This is a genomic window from Leptotrichia sp. HMT-225, from assembly GCF_030644325.1.
GTDB classification, from domain to species: domain Bacteria; phylum Fusobacteriota; class Fusobacteriia; order Fusobacteriales; family Leptotrichiaceae; genus Leptotrichia; species Leptotrichia massiliensis.
Genome location: NZ_CP130323.1, coordinates 440,947 through 459,375, shown reverse-complemented (window position 1 = coordinate 459,375; position 18,429 = coordinate 440,947). Strand labels below are relative to the sequence as shown.

The 18,429-nt window shown below is 29.9% G+C and carries 22 protein-coding genes; 1 reads left to right on the top strand and 21 read right to left on the bottom strand.

Annotated elements, in window-relative coordinates; translation table 11 throughout:
• Window position 1: 1 nt before the first annotated feature.
• The 10 genes from QU666_RS02250 to QU666_RS02205 all read right to left on the bottom strand — a co-directional run bounded on the left by QU666_RS02250 (window position 2) and on the right by QU666_RS02205 (window position 7,295).
• A complete protein-coding gene (locus QU666_RS02250; protein ID WP_021768411.1) occupies window positions 2-1,597 on the bottom strand; it encodes a subtype B tannase in 1,596 nt (531 codons plus the stop codon).
• A 214-nt stretch (window positions 1,598-1,811) separates the two neighbouring features.
• Complete coding sequence (gene rplQ / locus QU666_RS02245; protein WP_021768412.1) at window positions 1,812-2,186, bottom strand: 50S ribosomal protein L17; 375 nt, start codon at window positions 2,184-2,186, stop codon at window positions 1,812-1,814.
• A gap of 51 nt (window positions 2,187-2,237) precedes the next feature.
• Window positions 2,238-3,212: a DNA-directed RNA polymerase subunit alpha gene (locus tag QU666_RS02240; RefSeq protein WP_006805847.1), complete on the bottom strand. Its 975-nt coding sequence runs from the start codon at window positions 3,210-3,212 to the stop codon at window positions 2,238-2,240.
• A gap of 30 nt (window positions 3,213-3,242) precedes the next feature.
• The gene (gene rpsD / locus QU666_RS02235; RefSeq protein WP_021768413.1) at window positions 3,243-3,830 is read right to left on the bottom strand and encodes a 30S ribosomal protein S4; all 588 of its coding nucleotides are present in this window, start codon (window positions 3,828-3,830) and stop codon (window positions 3,243-3,245) included.
• A 28-nt stretch (window positions 3,831-3,858) separates the two neighbouring features.
• Window positions 3,859-4,248: a 30S ribosomal protein S11 gene (rpsK, locus tag QU666_RS02230; protein ID WP_015770205.1), complete on the bottom strand. Its 390-nt coding sequence runs from the start codon at window positions 4,246-4,248 to the stop codon at window positions 3,859-3,861.
• Between the two features lie 31 nt (window positions 4,249-4,279).
• Window positions 4,280-4,645 carry a 30S ribosomal protein S13 gene (rpsM, locus tag QU666_RS02225; protein WP_021768414.1) on the bottom strand — a complete coding sequence of 122 codons (366 nt, stop codon included), beginning with the start codon at window positions 4,643-4,645 and terminating at the stop codon, window positions 4,280-4,282.
• Window positions 4,646-4,836: 191 nt separating this feature from the next.
• Window positions 4,837-4,950 (bottom strand): 50S ribosomal protein L36, encoded by a 114-nt coding sequence (rpmJ, locus tag QU666_RS02220; RefSeq protein ID WP_015770204.1) that lies wholly within the window; start codon window positions 4,948-4,950, stop codon window positions 4,837-4,839.
• A gap of 21 nt (window positions 4,951-4,971) precedes the next feature.
• Window positions 4,972-5,190, bottom strand: a complete 219-nt coding sequence (gene infA, locus QU666_RS02215) for a translation initiation factor IF-1 (protein WP_006805851.1) — start codon at window positions 5,188-5,190, stop codon at window positions 4,972-4,974.
• Between the two features lie 388 nt (window positions 5,191-5,578).
• Complete coding sequence (locus QU666_RS02210) at window positions 5,579-6,220, bottom strand: class I SAM-dependent methyltransferase (RefSeq protein ID WP_021768415.1); 642 nt, start codon at window positions 6,218-6,220, stop codon at window positions 5,579-5,581.
• Window positions 6,221-6,386: 166 nt separating this feature from the next.
• Window positions 6,387-7,295: a DDE-type integrase/transposase/recombinase gene (locus tag QU666_RS02205; RefSeq protein ID WP_304984857.1), complete on the bottom strand. Its 909-nt coding sequence runs from the start codon at window positions 7,293-7,295 to the stop codon at window positions 6,387-6,389.
• Between the two features lie 216 nt (window positions 7,296-7,511).
• On the opposite strand from QU666_RS02205, the gene QU666_RS02200 reads away from it, so the two are divergent.
• Complete coding sequence (locus QU666_RS02200; protein ID WP_036069922.1) at window positions 7,512-7,736, top strand: heavy-metal-associated domain-containing protein; 225 nt, start codon at window positions 7,512-7,514, stop codon at window positions 7,734-7,736.
• Window positions 7,737-8,193: 457 nt separating this feature from the next.
• Here the strand turns inward: QU666_RS02200 and QU666_RS02195 are convergent, their stop codons facing one another.
• From QU666_RS02195 to QU666_RS02145, 11 genes are all read right to left on the bottom strand, one after another.
• Window positions 8,194-8,325 carry a hypothetical protein gene (locus tag QU666_RS02195; RefSeq protein ID WP_021768340.1) on the bottom strand — a complete coding sequence of 44 codons (132 nt, stop codon included), beginning with the start codon at window positions 8,323-8,325 and terminating at the stop codon, window positions 8,194-8,196.
• A 358-nt stretch (window positions 8,326-8,683) separates the two neighbouring features.
• Window positions 8,684-9,940 carry a glutamate-5-semialdehyde dehydrogenase gene (locus QU666_RS02190; RefSeq protein ID WP_021769553.1) on the bottom strand — a complete coding sequence of 419 codons (1,257 nt, stop codon included), beginning with the start codon at window positions 9,938-9,940 and terminating at the stop codon, window positions 8,684-8,686.
• Between the two features lie 30 nt (window positions 9,941-9,970).
• The gene (locus QU666_RS02185; RefSeq protein ID WP_021769552.1) at window positions 9,971-10,558 is read right to left on the bottom strand and encodes a hypothetical protein; all 588 of its coding nucleotides are present in this window, start codon (window positions 10,556-10,558) and stop codon (window positions 9,971-9,973) included.
• Window positions 10,559-10,579: 21 nt separating this feature from the next.
• Window positions 10,580-11,365 carry a hypothetical protein gene (locus QU666_RS02180; protein WP_021769551.1) on the bottom strand — a complete coding sequence of 262 codons (786 nt, stop codon included), beginning with the start codon at window positions 11,363-11,365 and terminating at the stop codon, window positions 10,580-10,582.
• 26 nt (window positions 11,366-11,391) lie between these two features.
• On the bottom strand, window positions 11,392-12,534 hold the full coding sequence (gene proB / locus QU666_RS02175) for a glutamate 5-kinase (protein ID WP_021769550.1): 1,143 nt from the start codon (window positions 12,532-12,534) through the stop codon (window positions 11,392-11,394).
• 82 nt (window positions 12,535-12,616) lie between these two features.
• Entirely contained in the window at window positions 12,617-12,760 is a 144-nt protein-coding gene (locus QU666_RS02170) for a hypothetical protein (RefSeq protein ID WP_021769549.1), read from the bottom strand.
• Window positions 12,761-12,876: 116 nt separating this feature from the next.
• Window positions 12,877-14,319: an alpha-amylase gene (locus tag QU666_RS02165; RefSeq protein WP_021769548.1), complete on the bottom strand. Its 1,443-nt coding sequence runs from the start codon at window positions 14,317-14,319 to the stop codon at window positions 12,877-12,879.
• Between the two features lie 27 nt (window positions 14,320-14,346).
• Window positions 14,347-15,099 (bottom strand): 3-deoxy-manno-octulosonate cytidylyltransferase, encoded by a 753-nt coding sequence (gene kdsB / locus QU666_RS02160; protein ID WP_021769547.1) that lies wholly within the window; start codon window positions 15,097-15,099, stop codon window positions 14,347-14,349.
• Between the two features lie 235 nt (window positions 15,100-15,334).
• Window positions 15,335-16,819 carry a D-alanyl-D-alanine carboxypeptidase family protein gene (locus tag QU666_RS02155; RefSeq protein WP_021769546.1) on the bottom strand — a complete coding sequence of 495 codons (1,485 nt, stop codon included), beginning with the start codon at window positions 16,817-16,819 and terminating at the stop codon, window positions 15,335-15,337.
• 81 nt (window positions 16,820-16,900) lie between these two features.
• Complete coding sequence (gene nth, locus QU666_RS02150; RefSeq protein WP_021769545.1) at window positions 16,901-17,560, bottom strand: endonuclease III; 660 nt, start codon at window positions 17,558-17,560, stop codon at window positions 16,901-16,903.
• A gap of 34 nt (window positions 17,561-17,594) precedes the next feature.
• A complete protein-coding gene (locus QU666_RS02145; protein WP_036071219.1) occupies window positions 17,595-18,251 on the bottom strand; it encodes a TraX family protein in 657 nt (218 codons plus the stop codon).
• Window positions 18,252-18,429: the final 178 nt, after the last annotated feature.

Here is an 18,429-nt window from a genome sequence, read left to right as displayed (position 1 = left end):
ACTATCTTCCTTCTGCTACAACCTTATCTATCCAGCTAAACAACTCATCTAAATCATAATCTCCAGAATGTGGAGTTGCCCAAGGTGATGCGAAATCAACCTTTTTCCCAAGATTTTGAAGTTTTATAGCAAGTATTGCAGGTATTGCAAGCGAGGTATCCTTATCAATTGCACCGTGTCTTATTCTCCAGTATTTTACTTTCGAATTTGCAATGTAGTTCATTGGATTCATCATTTTTATGATTTTTTTATCAGCCATAGTTCCATTTACTGTCGAGTGTTCCAACATGTATTCCGTAAAATGCTTATTGTTCGTAGTTTCGTCTCCAAACTCATTGTTTTCTCCAGTTGATAAATCCACATTGTCAAACGCTCCAGGTGTTTTTTGTCTACCCATATAAGCCACATATTTATCATAATCTAAATCTACAACTTTCCCATTTTTTATTGTCAAAAATTCAAATTCCGATAAATCAGTCCCTTTCTTCAAAGCGACATTTGCAGAATCAATGTAATATTGCTTAATCTGCTCCTTAAAACTTCCATTTCCATTTTCATCCAATGTTAAAAGTTTCCCATTTTTACCTTTTAATTTTAGACTGTTTAAATAGGTAGGAAACATTTTCTTCAAATCATTTGAACGTAAAATTTCATCATCAGTCAACGTACCCTCAGTATATGTTCTTTCCACATTGTAGTCTAACATTGAAATCTCTATCTTTTTATATGTTTTTACATCGTTAAACATCCATTCGTAAGCTGTATTCGCATTATCCAAGTTAGTTATTGGACAATAAGCTGACACAGCGTAAATATCATCTCTTACATTCAATGCACCAATTTCCTTTAGATACGGTTCATAATCTCTACTATTCCCAGCTGCACCAAGTAAAGCCGAAACAGCTCCTCCAGCACTTGTCCCATTGGAAATAATTCTATCAGCTCTTCCTGGCATTCTAGTATCATTATATCGCAAATATCTTACAGCCGCTTTCAAATCTACAATTACAGCAGGTGCCTTTCCAGTATACTTCCCATCTTTTTCCAAAGTTCTACCTCTAGCTCCAGGACTTGCCACAACATACCCATTTGACAGTGCAACTAATGAAGCATCAGGATTTCCGTCTTTCCCGTTTCCAGGCACTCCAGCCGCTCCAGGCATATATCCTCCAACGGTATTTGGGAAAAATATTGGTGCAGTTTTTGCATTATATTTTCCAACTGATTTATTTTTAAAATATTCTTCTGGAATATAGATATTTATAGTCTGATACGCAATATCAACTGGTTTTGCAACATAAACTATATTTTCATAAGCCCGATAAGTTATCGCCTTGCCATTAACAGTAACTGTTTTTGTTGTATAATTTTTATTTACATCAAAATTCAAGTCATATCCATCAGTTATTTTGTTAGTTATCATATCTTCTGTTATTACTGGTTTTTTCATAGGTGCTCCCATTTGTAGCTTTCTATTTTCATTTTTTTCTATATTTTTTTGAGTTTTACTAAAATCTAAACTTTTTATATTACATATCTCAGTAGCCATAACTGCTACTGAAATTAGTAAACCCATTACAATCAATTTTTTCTTCATAATTTATCCTTTTCTTTTTGTAAAATATTAATACTAATAAGGTTTTATAGATTCAATTAATCCAGTATTTTAGATTTTTTCTATATTTTTTAAAAAGGGAGCAAAAATTTTTTTTTATTAAACAAATAAGATTTTATTTACTTTCTAAATAAGGATTAATATAAATAAAAAAGGACATAAGTATAAAACCTATGCCTTTTAACTATTATAATCATTATACTAATTCAATAATTGCCAATTCAGCTGAATCTCCACGTCTAACAGCAGTTTTGATGATTCTTGTATAACCACCATTTCTTTCAGCATATTTAGGTGCAATTTCATTAAAAATTTTTGCAACTGCTCCTTCATTTCTTAAAAACGCAAAAGCTTGTCTTCTCAAATGTACTCTTCTTGCTGTATCAGTCGAATTATTATATTTTTTCCCTAAAGTAATTGCTTTTTCAGCAAACTTTCTTAATTCTTTAGCACGAGTTACTGTTGTTTCAAGTTGCTCATGCTCTACTAAAGAAATTGTCATATTTTTAAGCATAGCTAATCTATGGTCAGTTCTTCTACCTAGTTTTCTATATGATTTATTATGATTCATTTTCCCTCCTCGTTTAAGATTTTATTCTAAATTCTAGTTTAATTTATATGATTACTCATCATTACTTTGATTATCACCTAAATCATAACCAAGTTCTTTCATTTTATCGATAATTTCATTTAGTGATTTTTTCCCTAAATTCTTAATTTTCAATAATTCATTATATGTCATTGAAGTTAAGTCTGAAATTGTATTTACTCCTGCTTTCTTCAAGCAGTTATAAGAACGTACCGTAAAGTCAAGCTCTTCAATTTTCATATCTTCAATATTATTTTCATTTTCAGCATCAGCTTCTGCCAATTCATCTTCACTATCTCTATATTTGCTCATACTGTTTCCAATATTTGTAAACGGCTCCAAATGCCAAGTTAGTAACTCTACTGCATAAGATAAAGCGTCTTTAATTTCGATACTTCCATCTGTAGCAATTTCCAAAATTAACTTGTCATAATTTGTAACACGTCCAACCATCGTATCTTCAACACTATAATTTACTCTCTTAATAGGTGTATAAATCGCATCAACTGCCAAATATCCTATTGGCCATCCATCAGTATTAATTTCATCAGAAACTACAAATCCTTCTCCAGAATCAACAAGAAATTCTATGTCAATTTGTCTATCAGTTGTAACAGTCATAATAACTTGTTCAGGATTTATAATTCTTAATCCAGGTTCTACATGGATATCTGCTGCTGTAATTACAGCTGGTCCTTTTACTGAAAGTGTCATTTTCTTTTCACCAGGCTCATCAGCTTCAACCACTATTTCTTTCACATTTAAAATAATATCTGTAACTGCTTCTTTTACACCTTCTATTGTAGAAAATTCATTTAACACACCTTCAATTTTAATTCCTTTTATTGCAGTTCCTGGAATTGAGGATAACAATATTCTTCTAAGTGCATTTCCAATAGTATTTCCATACCCTCTGTATAAAGGCTCTAGTGTGTACTTTGCTGTATAATTATCTTCTTTTTCTTCAGTTAATCTTACATTTTTAGCTATTTTTTCAATATTTAACAAGCTAATTCATCTCCTCCGATTAAAATATTATTATCTAGAGTAGAACTCGATAATCATCGCTTCGTCAACTTCAAAGTCAACTGCATCTCTTCCTGGATTTTCTAACACTTTAGCTGTCAAAGCTCCTTCTTCAAGTGATAACCATCCTGGAACTGTTTTTTGTCCAACAGACTCTTTAATTAAAGCTAATTCTTTAGAATCTTCTTTAACAGTAATTACATCACCTTGTTTTACTCTATATGATGCAATATTTACTCTTTTTCCATTAATTAAAATATGTCCGTGACTTACGACTTGTCTTGCTTGTCTTCTTGTAGCACCAAATCCTAATCTGTAAATTACATTATCTAATCTTCTTTCAAGATATTGAAGTAAAAGTTCCCCTGTTACTCCTTCTTTTCTTGTTGCTTCTTCATATAATTTATAAAATTGTTTTTCCATTACTCCATAAACAAATTTTACTTTTTGTTTTTCTCTTTGTTGTGTTCCGTATTCAGTTAATTTTCTATTTGCATTTGGTCTAATATTTCTATTTGATTTTTTGTTTACCCCTAAAACAATAGGATCTAAACCAAGATTTCTACATCTTTTTAACACAGGCTGTCTATCTCTTGCCATTTATCTTTTTCCTCCTTAGTTTATAAAATTACGGTCTTCTCTTTTTAGGTGGTCTTGCACCATTATGAGGTACTGGAGTTATATCAACTATTCTTGTTACTTCTAATCCAGTAGCCTGTATTGATCTTATAGAAGCTTCTCTTCCAGATCCAGGTCCTTTTATTTTAATTTCGATTTGTTTCATTCCATTTTCAATTGCAACTTGAGCTGCTTGTTCAGCTGCTATTTGAGCTGCAAATGGAGTTCCTTTTTTAGTTCCCTTGAACCCTGAAGTTCCTCCTGATTTCCAAATTACTACTTTACCTTCTGAATCTGTTATAGTAACAACAGTATTATTAAAAGTAGAATGTATATATGCGATTCCATTAGGAATATTTTTTAATTTTTTCTTTTTTGAAGTTGCTGGTCTTTTTGCCACTTATGGTTTCCTCCTTTAACTTAATAGTTTATTATTTTTTCTTAGCAATTGCCATTCTAACTGGCCCTTTTCTAGTTCTTGCATTTGTTTTAGTTTTTTGTCCTCTTACAGGTAATCCATTTCTATGTCTTAATCCTCTGTAACTCTTAATATCAAGCAGACGTTTGATGTTAAGTCTAATTTCTTTTCTTAACTCACCTTCAATTTTGTACTCTTCTACAGCGTTTCTCAATTGTGCTACTTGTTCTTCTGTCAAATCTTTTACTTTTGTATCTCTGTCGATACCAGTTGCTCCTAAAATTTTGTTTGAAGTGCTTCTACCAATTCCAAAAATGTAAGTCAAAGAAACTTCTACTCTTTTATTTCTTGGAATATCTACTCCTGCTATTCTAGCCAAATTTTTTCCTCCTCGTTTTGATATTTTTAATCTTCTTCAATATGCCCTCACATACACAATATAAGGAATAAGCTCTACAGCTAAACATACCTTTACAATCTTTATTTCAATATCCATAGTATCTTGTATCTTAAATTTCATCTATATATATTTTAATAAAAATGTTTTTAGGTTTATTAATCTGTTCTTTGTTATCCTTGTATTTGTTTATGTTTAGGGTTTTCGCATATTACTCTTACTTTTCCGTGACGTTTAACAATTTTACATTTGTCACAAATAGGTTTTACTGAAGCTTTTACTTTCACTAAAAACCCTCCTTCCAACTGTTATTTTTTTCTATATACAATTCTGCCTCTTGACAAGTCATACGGAGAAACTTCCACCGTCACCTTATCTCCTGGCAAAATTTTTATATAGTTCATTCTCATTTTCCCTGAGATATGTCCTAAAACTTCGTGTCCATTTTCAAGCCTTACTTGAAACATCGCATTTGGTAATGCTTCGATTATTTCACCTTCCAGCTCAAGAACATCCTGTTTTGCCATAAATAATCACCTCGGATCCTTTCTATTATAACAAAAAAATAAATAAATGTCCAGTTTTTTTCCATTTATTTTTCAATATTTAATTTACATAAAATCAAAAAACAACCAACACTTTTTTATTTACCCTATCATAATACAGTATTTGCCTCATTTTGTCAATTATTTTTATTTTACAACTTTTATTATGCCTTTTTTCCAAAATTTATCATTCTATACTTCCAAACTAATACTATTTCCTATTTAAGTAAATTTTTAATAAATTTTGAACTACATACTATTCAACAAAAATTAAAACCTCTTCTCCTAGTAATATAGTTTCTATTTTCTAAAATGTGATTTAGTATCAGATTATTTTATTAATAGCAGTTTTTATTATTTTTTTCTTTATTTATTTTCTAACACTTCTAAAAATTCTATATCCCGCATTAATTTCCAGCGTTTCACAATTTCCAAAAACTTCTTCCAGTTTTTTTTGCGTACTTTTTGCCCCGTGCTTTGTCTGAATCACACAGTAAAATTCTCCATTTTCATTCAAATGCTCAAAACTTTTTTCATAAATCTGAAAAATAGTCTGCTTTCCAGCTCGAATAGGCGGATTGGACAAAATCACATCAAACTTTTCAGAAATATTATCAAATGCAAACGACTTTCTCACTTCAAAATCATCATTTTCCAACTCATTATCTTTAGCTTTTACAACTTCATTTTTTAAAAGATTTTCCCTTGTAAGTTCCAAAGCCCGCTCATTTACATCTGATGAAACGGTTTTAATTTTTTGAAAAAACGACTTCATTACAACCGATACAACCCCATATCCACAGCCAATATCCAGCACATCAAACTTCTGATTTTTTCTATCTACATTTTCCCGCAAAAACACCTTCAGCATAACATCTGTCCCAAAATCCACCTTTGTCTTTGAAAACACCCCATTATCCGTCACAAATTCAAACTTTTTATTTTCTATTTCATATTTTATTATTTTTCTATCTGACTTTACTTCCTGTTTTTCCGAAAAGTAATGATTCATTTTATTTCACCTCTTAAATTTTCTATTTTTCACATTATTATATCATATTTTCTTATTCACATTATACATTTATTTTATTCATTGCATATACAAAAATGTATAGATGTCAAACATTTGTTACAAAAATATATTAAAAAAAATATTTCTTTCCTAATGTATCTTTAACCTACTGATTTTCCTTGTACTCTTTTAATACTTCATTTGTACTCTTAAAGCCTAGTACTTTTCTTGATATGTTGTTGTATCTTGTATTGTATTTCTTTATTGACCTTAACAGTTCTTCCTTGCTTTTAAATTTCTTGTCTCCATAGTACTTGCTGTCAAGCCTGTGGCTTCTTTCCACTTTTCCATTCTCCCATGGCGAATATGGACGGGTTGTCCCATACTCTATCGCCTTCTCCTCCAGTTTCACCTCAAACAGTGTTTTCTTATCACTTTCAGAATTTGTGAACTCTTTCCCGTTGTCTGTCTGAACTTTCTTTATCTCCTTTTCCAAGTTCTCTAGAAACTTTGCGGTCTGATAGGTGCTTTTTTCATCCGCTATTCTTAACACTCTTTTTCTTGTATATTCATCTAATGCCGTTATTTGATAATACTTCTGGTCACGTGTACCAAATTGTATGCATTCTTCCGGAACATATTTTATGTCTATCTGTACTCTTTCCCCAGGGTACTTAGCCTGTTCAACCTTCTTTTTTCTTTTATGCGGCTTTTTAGGCTTTTCTTTGGCATTGCCCTTCATTTTCCTTATTATCCTGCACATTGAATCGTATGTACGGCTGTAGCCTTCCTTTCTTGCTTTGACATAAACTTCTGCCAGCCCTTCATAGCCAAATTTCCTGTATTTTTTCATAACCAGTTCTATTTCTTCTTGCGTGTGCTGGTTTGGATGGCTTTTAGGTCTTCTGCTTTTTGGTAGAAGAGATTGGACTGTGCCGTCGTATCTGTCTCTCCAACGTTTTATCTGCTGACGCGATGTCTTATACTTCACTGCTGCCTTTGAATTATTATTATGTTTTATTGCATACTCAATTGCCCGTTGACGGACACGGTATATTTCTGATATACTACTCATATGAAAGGTTTCTCCTTAATGTAGTTTTGGTAGGCTTACATTATATCAGAAACCTTTCTTTTTTTTGTATATTCTTGTCACATATGTATTATCTCACAACATATTTTATTCATTGCATATACAAAAATACTTGCATTCTCTCTAATTTTTTTATATAATAAATTTGACACAAATATTGTGCCTTAATAAAAATAAAATTTTATGGAGGTTTTTAAAATGATTAAAAAACTTGTTGAAATAGAAGGACTGCACTGTGAAAACTGTGCCAAAAAAGTAGAAGACGCTTTATACGGACTGCCAGAAGTGGAAAATGTGGAAGTAAACCTTTCTGATAAAAATGCAAAAGTTACTTTAAACGAAGAAGTTGACGATTTGCTGATAGCGGATGTAATTAATAGTGCCGGGCATTATAAAGTGAAAGATGTCACAGAAATTTCTTAATCTTTTTATTAACTATTTGTTTATAAAAAATTAAAAAAATTATTTTAAATTGAGTTGATTTTTTTATTATAAAATGTTATAATAACGATGTAAAAGAATAAAAATTCTCATTGTAGTGTTACAAATCAAAAGAGAGCCAACCCCCAAAGTAAGCTCTCTTTTTTAGTTATTTCCAAAATTCTTGAATTAAAATTATTACTATCTGTAATAAAATTACAACTAAGATTTTTATTAATAACGTTCTCATTTAGTGTTACCTCCTTTCTCAAGGATTGCTAAAATTATATCATTTTTTGGTATATTTGTATATCTATTTTTTAAATTTTTTAATAAATTTTAAATTTTTATAAAATAAAAAAGATGATATTAAACAATTTTATTGCTTTTTATCATCTCTTTTAAAAATAACTTTTTATTATAAATACCTTAACATTTAATCTATATTTTTTAACTTAATTTATTGTACTCTGTATGCTGGATAATCTCTCATTGCAATTTGTTTAGCTTCTTGAGAATTTTTTGCTTCAATCCAAACAACTTTTTTCTCATTAGTTTGTCTATCTCTTAGTGTAACTTGAAATCTAGCCATAATTTATTTTCTCCCCCTTTCCATATTGTTAATAATAATATACTTAATAATTGTAAAAATGTAAAACCAAACAAAATTAATATTTCAAAAACTTCTAATTAAGGTATAATTATAATAAAATATTTATTAATTTTATTTTACTAAAATTTTACAATTATTTGTTACATCCAAAATTTTGATTACTTGTTCAGTATAACAAAGAATATTATAATTCAACCTTAAAATTTTCCTTATTTAGTCTTTTTTTTTTGAATTAAAGTTAATATTTATTGCGATATAGTCTCTATTTAAAACAAAAAAAGCCCAATAGATTTCTCTCTATCAGACTTTTTTTCATAACTTCATATTAACTTTCTTACTATTCCCTTATTTGCCCTTCTCCCCTAATCACATACTTCGTCGTAGTCAGCTCTCTTATTCCCATAGGCCCACGAGCGTGCAGTTTTTGTGTGGAAATTCCAATTTCTCCACCAAAGCCGAATTCTCCTCCGTCGGAAAATCTTGTTGAGGCATTTAAATAAACGTTGGCTGAATCTACTTCGTTTAGAAATTTTTCAGCATTTTCGATGGATTTTGTCAGGATTGAATCAGAATGGTGTGTTCCGTGATTGTTTATATATTCAATTGCTTCATCTACGTTTTTTACCAGTTTTAATGACATAATCAAATCAAGGTATTCTGCTCCAAAATCTTCTTCTGTTACTAATTTTACATCACTTCTGTTTCCAACAATTTCCAATGCTTCTTTGCTGTATCTTAACTCTACACCATCTTTTAAAAGCATTTCTGTTAATTCTGGCAAGATTGCTTTTGCAATATTTTCGTGGATAAGTGTTGTTTCGATTGCGTTACATACGCTTGGACGTTGGACTTTGGCATTTTCTATGATTGGTAATGCCTGTTTTATGTCAGCTGTTTCGTCCACAAAGATGTGACAGATTCCTGCACCTGTTTCTATCATTGGAATTGTTGCGTTTTCTATGATAAATCTTTTTAACCCTTTTCCCCCTCTTGGGATAATTACATCAATATACTTGTCTGTACGGATTAAGTCCTTCACAAGTTCCCTTTCTGGCTTTTCTACAAGCTGAACTGTATTTTTTGGCAATCCGTGGGCATCTGCAACTCTATTTAATAAATTATTCAAATAAATATTCGAATTCAGGGCATCTTCTGACCCACGTAAAATTATTGCATTTGAAGATTTTATTGCAAGTCCTGCCGCATCTACTGTAACGTTTGGGCGGGATTCATAAATCATTCCGATTACTCCAAGCGGAACTCTCTTTTTAGCAATATTCATTCCATTTTTATGATTCCATCCTGTAATAACTTCTCCAATTGGATCTGGAAACATAGCCATTTCACGTAAACTTTGAGCCATCCCTTCTATTCTGCTGTCTGTAAGTTCCATTCTATCCAGCAAGGAAAATGCCATTCCATTTTTCTTACCATTTTCCATATCTATTTTATTCGCAGCCTTTATTTCTTCTTTTTTATTTACCAATTCATCTGCAATTGCAAACAATACATCATTTTTTGTTTTTGTTCCAATTTTCAAAAGTTCCCTTGAAGCAGCTTTTGCTTTTTTCCCAAGTTCTTCTATATAATTCATACTTCCCTCATTTCTTAATTTATCTAATTTCTAAAAAAGATCTCCAGCTTTTCTATTCCTATCCTTCATCTTTTTTATTTTTCTCGTTCTAAATATAGCTATTATAAACATAACCATAGAAATAGTTAAAAAAATCCAGTAAATTATTAAATATCGCCTAGCCCAGTCAATATTAAAAATATTTGTCATAACTTCCATTAAAATATCAAAAAATTTTGTATCTGGATATTGCTTTTTAAAAATTAATGTTAAGTTTAACACTTCTGACAAATATATTGCCAAATATGAAAAAATATATATAATAACTACACTAAAAATAGTTATTTCTAATTCATCATACAGATTGTTAAATTTACTCTTTTTCACTTTTCCAATTTTTTCTGATTCATTCCAGCTATTAATTTCTCTAATTTTTTCTTTCTTTTTCTTTCCAAAAAAATTTCCAAATATAACTCCAATATCTATAATTCCCACACCTAAAAACATAACTATAATATGTCTTATATTATTTTGAGCCGCAAAAAAATAAAGTACAGTTGCAATTATAAAGCCTAAAAATCCACCAAGAAATGTGTATAATTTATTTTCATTTTTATTAAAAATATTTTCACTCTTCACTTACTTCTCCCTTTCATTTTTTCACTCATTCGCTCCGAAAGTATTAATTATTGTTTCTAATAAATTTGTATTATGAATCAACGCTTTGTCTGACAAATGCAATATTTTATTTCCAGCTTTATCTGTTATATTTATTCTTCCAGCGATTGTGCTTATATTGTAGTCATTCCAATTATAAACTTCGTTATCCAAAGTCAAGGCTTCTCTTGTAACCTTTATTTTCAATGCTTGTTCCAATTTTTTAGCTATATACTTTTTAGGAACCAACGCCATTACAGATTTTTTTGGATTGTTAAATAAAAATTCAACTGGTTCACCATTTTCAATTTTTCTCATAGCTTTTGGATAGTTAATTTTCACAAAATCTTGCTGAAACAAGTCAAAGGCATTAGATGGATAACCTGCCGCCGCTATATTTTTCCAAGTTCCATTATTATCTTTATACCATATTCCCAAAAATGTATTTGGTCTCATTACATTCGGAATAAAAAAATATTCCAAATTTTCATAAAGAATTTTTTCATTTTTTCCAATAGCAAAACCATCTTCATAAAAAGATATTTTTTCATATTTCCTTATTATAAAATACGGCAAAACATAAGCAAATATTATTAAAAATAAACCTATTAATGTTATTGCTATTATAGCACCTAGAAGTTTCCCTCTTTCAGCAGCATCAGACAAATTTTTCACAAAAAGTTTTATAAATATTATCAAAAAAAAGTTAAACAGTAAAAAATTTGCCAATGTAAGCATTTTAAGATAAAGTTTCATTCCTACTATTTTTTTAGGTTGTTCGTAATTCATAAAATCTCTCTCTTTCTATAATTTTATTATTTTTTAATAACCACATTATCAATATGAATCACAGCGTCATCATATTTGTAGCCCAGCATTTCTTCTATATTTTCACTTTTTATGCCTTTTATAAGGTTTATTTCCTCTGATGAATAATTTGAAATTCCAGTTGCGATAACTTTTCCTTCTAAATCTTCTATTTCGATAACTGTCCCCTTGTCAAAATTCCCCTCAACAGACTTTATCCCAACAGACAATAAACTATTTCCATTCTTTAATGCTACTTTTGCACCATTGTCAATTGTTAACGAACCTTCCTTATTAGGTCCGTATGCCAGCCAGTATTTTCTTAGACTAATTTTTTTATTTTTTTTCACAAAAAGTGTTCCTATATTTTCTTTTTCAACTATTCTAGTTATATTTTTAGGATCATCTCCACTAGCAATTACAAGGCTTGTTCCAATTTTTGTTACCATTTCCGCAGCGATGATTTTTGTTATCATTCCTCCAGTTCCAAATTTTGAACCTTCTGCACCTGCCATCTGCTTTATGTCTTCATTAATATCTCCAACCATATGAATCAGGTTCGCATCCTCATATTTTCTAGGATTTTTATTATAAAGCCCGTCAATATCCGACAAAATTATAAGTAAATCAGCATCAATTAATCCCGAAACAAGCGCTGACATTGTATCATTGTCCCCAACCTTTATTTTCAATGCATTAGACACAATTGCATCATTTTCATTTATAATTGGTATAATTTTCCTTTTCAAAAAAGCATTACAAACATTTCTCATATTCAAGTATCTTTTTCTATTGGAAAATTCCTCTTTTGTCAACAATAATTGTCCGATTATCTTATTATGCTCTTTAAAAAGAGTTTGATAAATTTGCATAAGTGAAACTTGCCCAACTGCTGACAGCATCTGCTTTTCTGCCAAAGTTTTAGGCTTTTCGCTTATATTAAGAAGTCCCATTCCAGCCCCAACTGCACCAGAAGTTACAAGTATTACATCATATCCTTTATCCTGTAAATTACTTAGTTCTAGTACAATTTTCTTTATCTTTTCAATATCTAGATGACCATCCTCTGTTGTAAGTGTAGAAGTTCCAACCTTCACAACTATCCTCTGTATATTGTCTAAAATTCCTTCTCTTGTATTACTATTTCTCATTTTTTCTTATTCTCCTGTTTAAACATTTCTATGTAGCTCATTTTTTAACGTAAGGGCATTAACCATGCCCTTACAACCTAAATTATTTTTTCAATTTATTACAAAGATTTGTATTCAAGCAAGTATATCCTCCAGCAACTGCTCCTGCTCCCAATGCTACTGCTGTACAAGAACTCAAACTCATCATTAACGCAATTATTGCTCCTATAATTTTAATTTTTCTCATTTTCTTTACCTCTCAATCTGGTTTTATTTAAATTAACCTAAAAAGATTTAATATATTTTAACTTTTTAAATTTATTTATTTCTTTGACAATAATAAATAATTTTAGTATTTTAGTCTTAACTTTTCTGTATCCAAACAGAAATTTTTTCACTTTCAACTTTAAAGTTAGCATTTCCTTCCTCATCTATTACAATGTCTTCATATCCACTACCTGTAACTTCCTGCCAAACTTGTCCAGCTCGCTCTTTTCCAAGCTCAATTTGTATTTCTTCTTCCTCTTCAGAATTTGAAAGTACGGCTACACATCCAGTCCATTCATCTCTTCCTGTTCTTTGAATTGCAATTACATTTGGATTATCCAGATGATTTATTTGTTCTCCATAAGCATTTATTCTCCGTACTTCCAGAAGTTTGTCAATTATCCATTGGTGCGGACTTTTTTCTCCTCCCACTCCGTAGTAATCGCCATAAAACAGGCATGGATAGCCATCTTTTGATAATAATATTATAGCATACGAATGAGGAATAAACCAGCTGTCAACTTGTGATTCTAAAGCACTTCCCTTTTGTGAATCATGATTATCTACAAATGTTACAGCTGCCATCGGATTTGTTGCCACTATCGTATGTTCAAAAATTTCTCTTAAATCATAATCCTTTTTCTTTTTAGATGCATCATACATATTAAAATGAAGCCCAACATCGAATAAATCAGTTTTATAACCAACATTATCCAGATATTCCTTCAACTTTTCCAAATCATTTCGCCAGTATTCTCCAACAGAATAAAATTCTTCGCCATAAGCTGCTCTTACTTGTGTCAAAAATTCAGCTATAAACTCATCTTTTATATGTTTTACGGCATCCATTCTAAATCCATCAATTTTTAACTCATTTACAACCCATTTACCCCATCGGATTACTTCCTCACGTACTTCAGGATGTGAAAAGTCAATATCGGCATTCATCAAATAGTCATAATTTCCAAGTTCAGAGTCAACTCCCTCATCCCAGTCCTTATTTTCACCAATAATTTTATAAATTGCTGTTTTACCAGTTTTGTTATCAAAATCCACACCATCAAAAAGATTGTAATTCCACTTGAATGCAGAGTATTTATCATTTCTTCCAGGAAAAGTAAACTTTGTCCAGCCTTCTATTTCAAAAGGCTCGGTTATTTCCACAGTTCTGTCTTCAGGGTCAACTTCTATCGCCAAAAAATTCTCTGTTTCATCAGCTCCTCCCTTATGATTTAAAACAGCGTCCAAATATACATTTATATTGTATTTATGAAGTTCTTCTATTGCTTCAATCAGTTCCTGCTTTGTCCCGTATTTCGTTCTGACAGTTCCTTTTTGGTCAAATTCCCCTAAGTCCCACAAATCATAGGCACCATATCCCACATCAAATTGTGAAGTTCCTTTATATGCTGGCGGAATCCACACTCCACTTACACCAATTTCACTTAGATGTTTTGCATCATCCTTTAATCTTTGCCAATGTTTCCCATCATTCGGCAAATTCCACTCAAAGTACTGTATCATTACTCCGTTTTCCATAATTTCCTCCTTTTTACAATATTTTATTTATTTTAATGTTATTCCATTTTCAGTTATAAATTTAACAGCTTCTTTCAAATCCTCTTGCGTATCCACTCCTATTACCTGCGACTTAGTTTCTAAAACTTTTATTTTATATCCATTTTCAATAAATCTAAGCTGTTCAAGCGATTCTATTTTTTCCAAAACACCTTCTTTTAAATTTTTCAGTTCATTTAAAAATTTCGCTGTATATCCATAAATTCCAACATGTTTAAAATATTTAATATTTTGGCTATTATTCTTATCACGTTCATAAGGAATTACTGAACGGCTAAAATAAATGGCGTTATCATTAAAGTCTGTAATAACTTTTACATGATTTGGATTTTCAATTTCATTTTGAGATTTCATTTCCTGCTTTAATGTAACAATTTCTGATTTTTCATTTCTGTAATTATTTGCTAAAATATTTATTGACTCAATGTCAATTAACGGCTCATCTCCCTGAATATTTATAATAAAATCATAATTTTTATACTCACTTTTGTTTATAACTTCTATTATTCTGGAAGTTCCATTCTGATGATTTTCTGATGTCATAACAACATTTCCTCCAAACTTTTCTACAGCCTTAAAAATTCTCTCATCATCTGTAGCCACAACAATCTCGTCAATATCCGCATTTTTTGCCCTTTTGTAAACCCATTCAATCATAGCGTGTCCACAAATATCCTTAAGCGGTTTCCCCTCAAACCTGCTGGACGCATATCTTGCTGGTATCACTCCCAATATTTTCATAAATATATTTCTCCTTTTTTCAATAATTTTATAAAATCGTAGTAATACTCTTTTAAAACTAAACTTAAAACTATACTTTTTTAGTATTAAATTTATTCAATTTTTATTAGTTCAATTTTAAATAAGTTTAAATATATTTTACCATATTTTTATTTAAATTACATTATATTTATCAGATAAACAAAAAATGAGCCATTTAATTTTCTAAACAGCTCAACTTTTATTTTTAAAATTTTTATGCTAATCCAAAAGTTATAAATCTCAATATTTTTCCAAATAATGATAATTGTTTATAATCATTTTGTGCTACAATATCAACTGTTCCCACAACTTTATCATCATTTGATAACACTTCAAGCTTCCCAATTACATCGCCTTTGACAATTCCTTCTTTTTCAGCGGTAACTTCTAAATCTTTTATTTTAAATTTATAATTTGTATTATCAAGTTGATACACATTACTCGATAAAATACCTTTTATTTCTTTTTTTTCTGCATTTTTAATTTTAAATTTGTTTCCGATTTCTTGTCCTTCTTTGTAAACTGGTATCATACGTTCTTCTAGCTTTGTAAATTCTTGCTTTTGATCTTCGGTTCTTGCATCATCAGTTTTGTTTCCAAGTGTAACTGATATAATTTCCAAATTACCAATTTTACTCGAAACAATCATATTATACCCAGCTTGTGCATGAAATCCTGTTTTCAATCCATAAATTCCAAATTTATCAAGTAAATGATTTCTATTGTTATAGACTACATCTTCTCCTTCTGAATTTTGCAATACAAGTTCAGATTCTTTCATCCATGCTCTTAATCTTTCATCTCTTACAGCTCTTCTTCCAAGCAAATACATGTCATAAGCTGTTGAAATATCCATATTTTTATTAGTCATCGAAGTCGGCAATCCTGCTGGAGTATAATAACGTGTATCATTCATTCCAAGCTCTCTTGCTTTATCATTCATTAATTTTACGAAATTATCAAGATTCCCTTTTGAAATATGATGTGCCACCAAATATGCAGCATTATTTGCTGAATAGATAATTTCTGCACGAAGCAAGTCTTTTAATGTATAACAATCTCCAGCTTTAGCATTTAACCAGCTTCCTCCCATATTTACTATTTGTGGTGTAAAACATACTTTATCATCTAATTTTGCGTTACCTCTATCAACTTGATCAAGTGCTACAAGAATATTCATAACTTTTGTAAGTGACGCAATGGGATGTTTTTGTCGTGACATTTTTTCCTTCAAAACATTTCCATCTGTTGTTGCAATAAATTTTATAACTTCACCATAATAGTGCGAAACTCCTTCATGCTCATGTTCTATTGCCTGCACAAGTTTTTTCTTTGGTACTGTTTTATCATTTTTTTTAGCTGTCTTATTTTTATCATTTTCTTTTTCTTTATTATTTTTTGAACCTGTTTGATTCTCAAAATTTTCACCAATTTCTTCAGACTGTAATGTATGGTTTTTCTTTTTACTATGTCTAGAATGCTTTTCATTTCCCCGTTTTGTTGCCTGCTCAATTTCATTAGATCCTGTATTTTCTTTTGCAGTTGAGCTTGTTGAACTTTTAGACTTTTCTTCTCTAACAGTAACATTACTTTCTTTTGGAGACACTATACCTGTTTCTTGCTCTCCTTCCGCATAAACTAAAGCTGCAAATAACGCTAATACTCCCAAAACCAAAACTCTTTTTACTTTCTTATACATTCTTTTCCTTTCTATCTATATTTCTTTTTAAAAATTATTCAATTATCTAACAATCTAAAAATTTTTTCTATGATTAATTTCTTAATTACCAACTTTGCTATTTTTCAAATTATCTAAATTATATTTACAATAATCTCGAATTTCACATATATCACACTTAGGTCTTCTAGCAACGCATTTATCCCGTCCATGTAAAATCATATAATGTGAATATACAAACCAATGCTTTTTAGGAAGTAGCTTCATTAATTCCCGCTCAATAATTTCAGGATTGTCACTTTTTACAAATCCTATGAGATTTGACAATCTTTTAACATGAGTATCTACAACAATTCCTTCTCGAATATTCCACAGTTCCCCTAAAACTACATTTGCTGTTTTTCTCCCTACACCTGGTAACTCTATTAATTTTTCCAGTTCTTTTGGAATCACATCGTTATATTTTTCCAACATCATTTCAGCATTTAATTTTATATTTTTTGCCTTATTTTTATAAAATCCAGTCGATTTTATATATTTTTCCAGCGTTCCCAAATTCATTTCTCTTATGTCTTTTGGATCTCTTACAACTTTAAATAGTTCCTTTGTAACAATGTTTACTCGTGCATCAGTACACTGAGCTGACAAAATTACTGCAACCATTAGTTGATAAGGAGTTTCAAATTCCAAAGCAGCTTTTGGAACACCAAATTTTTTTTCTAATATTGGGAATACTTTTTTCAATCTTTCCTTTTTTGTCATTTTACCTCTCCAAAAACTTATAAAATTATTTTTTCTAAAAAAACTTTATTATCCCTAAAATAAAAAAATGTATTGGATAAAACAAATAAAAAAAGTATTTTATGTTTCTTCCTTTTTCCCCATTATACAAAAAAATAAAAATTAATGAAATTAATGAAAAAATCTGTGTATGAACAATTTGAAAAACATTTGGAAAAACCAGATTAAAAATATTTAAAGTGAGAAAACTGATTAATATTTTAAGATTATTATTCCTAAAAATATTAAAAATCATTATTAATAGAATTCCATACGCACCATAATCAAGATTAATTTTCTGAGAAAAATACAATATAAATATGATTAAAATAGCTTTTATAATTTTCATAAATGGTTCTTTTATCCAGCTCTTTTTTAAATTTAAAATACAAATTGTAAAAAGTCCCAAAAATAATGTAAAAAATATATTTATATCCCTACCATCTGCACATAAAATAAAAAGACCCTGAATAACTACCGCAAAGCAAAATAATCGCAGCAAATACTTTTTCAAATTCCGAGTATGTACATACCCTTCATTCAACGTAAAAGCAAATATCGGAAAGGAAAGCCTTCCAATAACTCTCAGAATCTCACTTCCACCAATCATAACCTGATAATGATCTATAAACATCGTGATTAATCCAATTATTTTTAATATAAATAAACTCAAATCATCTCCTAAATCCAATTATTTACATTTTAAAAATTTTTATTCTTTAACTTTTAAAAGCAATAAATTTAATTTTATTTTAAAAAACTATGCTTTTATTATTTCTGAAAGCCTTTATTTTAACAAATTTTATAAAATTCATTATATTTAATCATATCATTTTTTCAATCTAATTTCA

Bases quoted from the DNA above. Each gene is read 5' to 3' on its own strand.
- QU666_RS02165 (WP_021769548.1), bottom strand. From the start codon at position 14,319: ATGGAAAACGGAGTAATGATACAGTACTTTGAGTGGAATTTGCCGAAT.
- QU666_RS02180 (WP_021769551.1), bottom strand. From the start codon at position 11,365: ATGAATTACGAACAACCTAAAAAAATAGTAGGAATGAAACTTTATCTT.
- QU666_RS02210 (WP_021768415.1), bottom strand. From the start codon at position 6,220: ATGAATCATTACTTTTCGGAAAAACAGGAAGTAAAGTCAGATAGAAAA.
- proB (WP_021769550.1), bottom strand. From the start codon at position 12,534: ATGAGAAATAGTAATACAAGAGAAGGAATTTTAGACAATATACAGAGG.
- QU666_RS02170 (WP_021769549.1), bottom strand. From the start codon at position 12,760: ATGAGAAAAATTAAAATTATAGGAGCAATAATTGCGTTAATGATGAGT.
- QU666_RS02200 (WP_036069922.1), top strand. From the start codon at position 7,512: ATGATTAAAAAACTTGTTGAAATAGAAGGACTGCACTGTGAAAACTGT.
- rpsD (WP_021768413.1), bottom strand. From the start codon at position 3,830: ATGGCAAGAGATAGACAGCCTGTGTTAAAAAGATGTAGAAATCTTGGT.
- QU666_RS02155 (WP_021769546.1), bottom strand. From the start codon at position 16,819: ATGTATAAGAAAGTAAAAAGAGTTTTGGTTTTGGGAGTATTAGCGTTA.
- QU666_RS02190 (WP_021769553.1), bottom strand. From the start codon at position 9,940: ATGAATTATATAGAAGAACTTGGGAAAAAAGCAAAAGCTGCTTCAAGG.
- QU666_RS02205 (WP_304984857.1), bottom strand. From the start codon at position 7,295: ATGAGTAGTATATCAGAAATATACCGTGTCCGTCAACGGGCAATTGAG.
- rplQ (WP_021768412.1), bottom strand. From the start codon at position 2,186: ATGAATCATAATAAATCATATAGAAAACTAGGTAGAAGAACTGACCAT.
- infA (WP_006805851.1), bottom strand. From the start codon at position 5,190: ATGGCAAAACAGGATGTTCTTGAGCTGGAAGGTGAAATAATCGAAGCA.
- QU666_RS02195 (WP_021768340.1), bottom strand. From the start codon at position 8,325: ATGGCTAGATTTCAAGTTACACTAAGAGATAGACAAACTAATGAGAAA.
- QU666_RS02250 (WP_021768411.1), bottom strand. From the start codon at position 1,597: ATGAAGAAAAAATTGATTGTAATGGGTTTACTAATTTCAGTAGCAGTT.
- kdsB (WP_021769547.1), bottom strand. From the start codon at position 15,099: ATGAAAATATTGGGAGTGATACCAGCAAGATATGCGTCCAGCAGGTTT.
- nth (WP_021769545.1), bottom strand. From the start codon at position 17,560: ATGACAAAAAAGGAAAGATTGAAAAAAGTATTCCCAATATTAGAAAAA.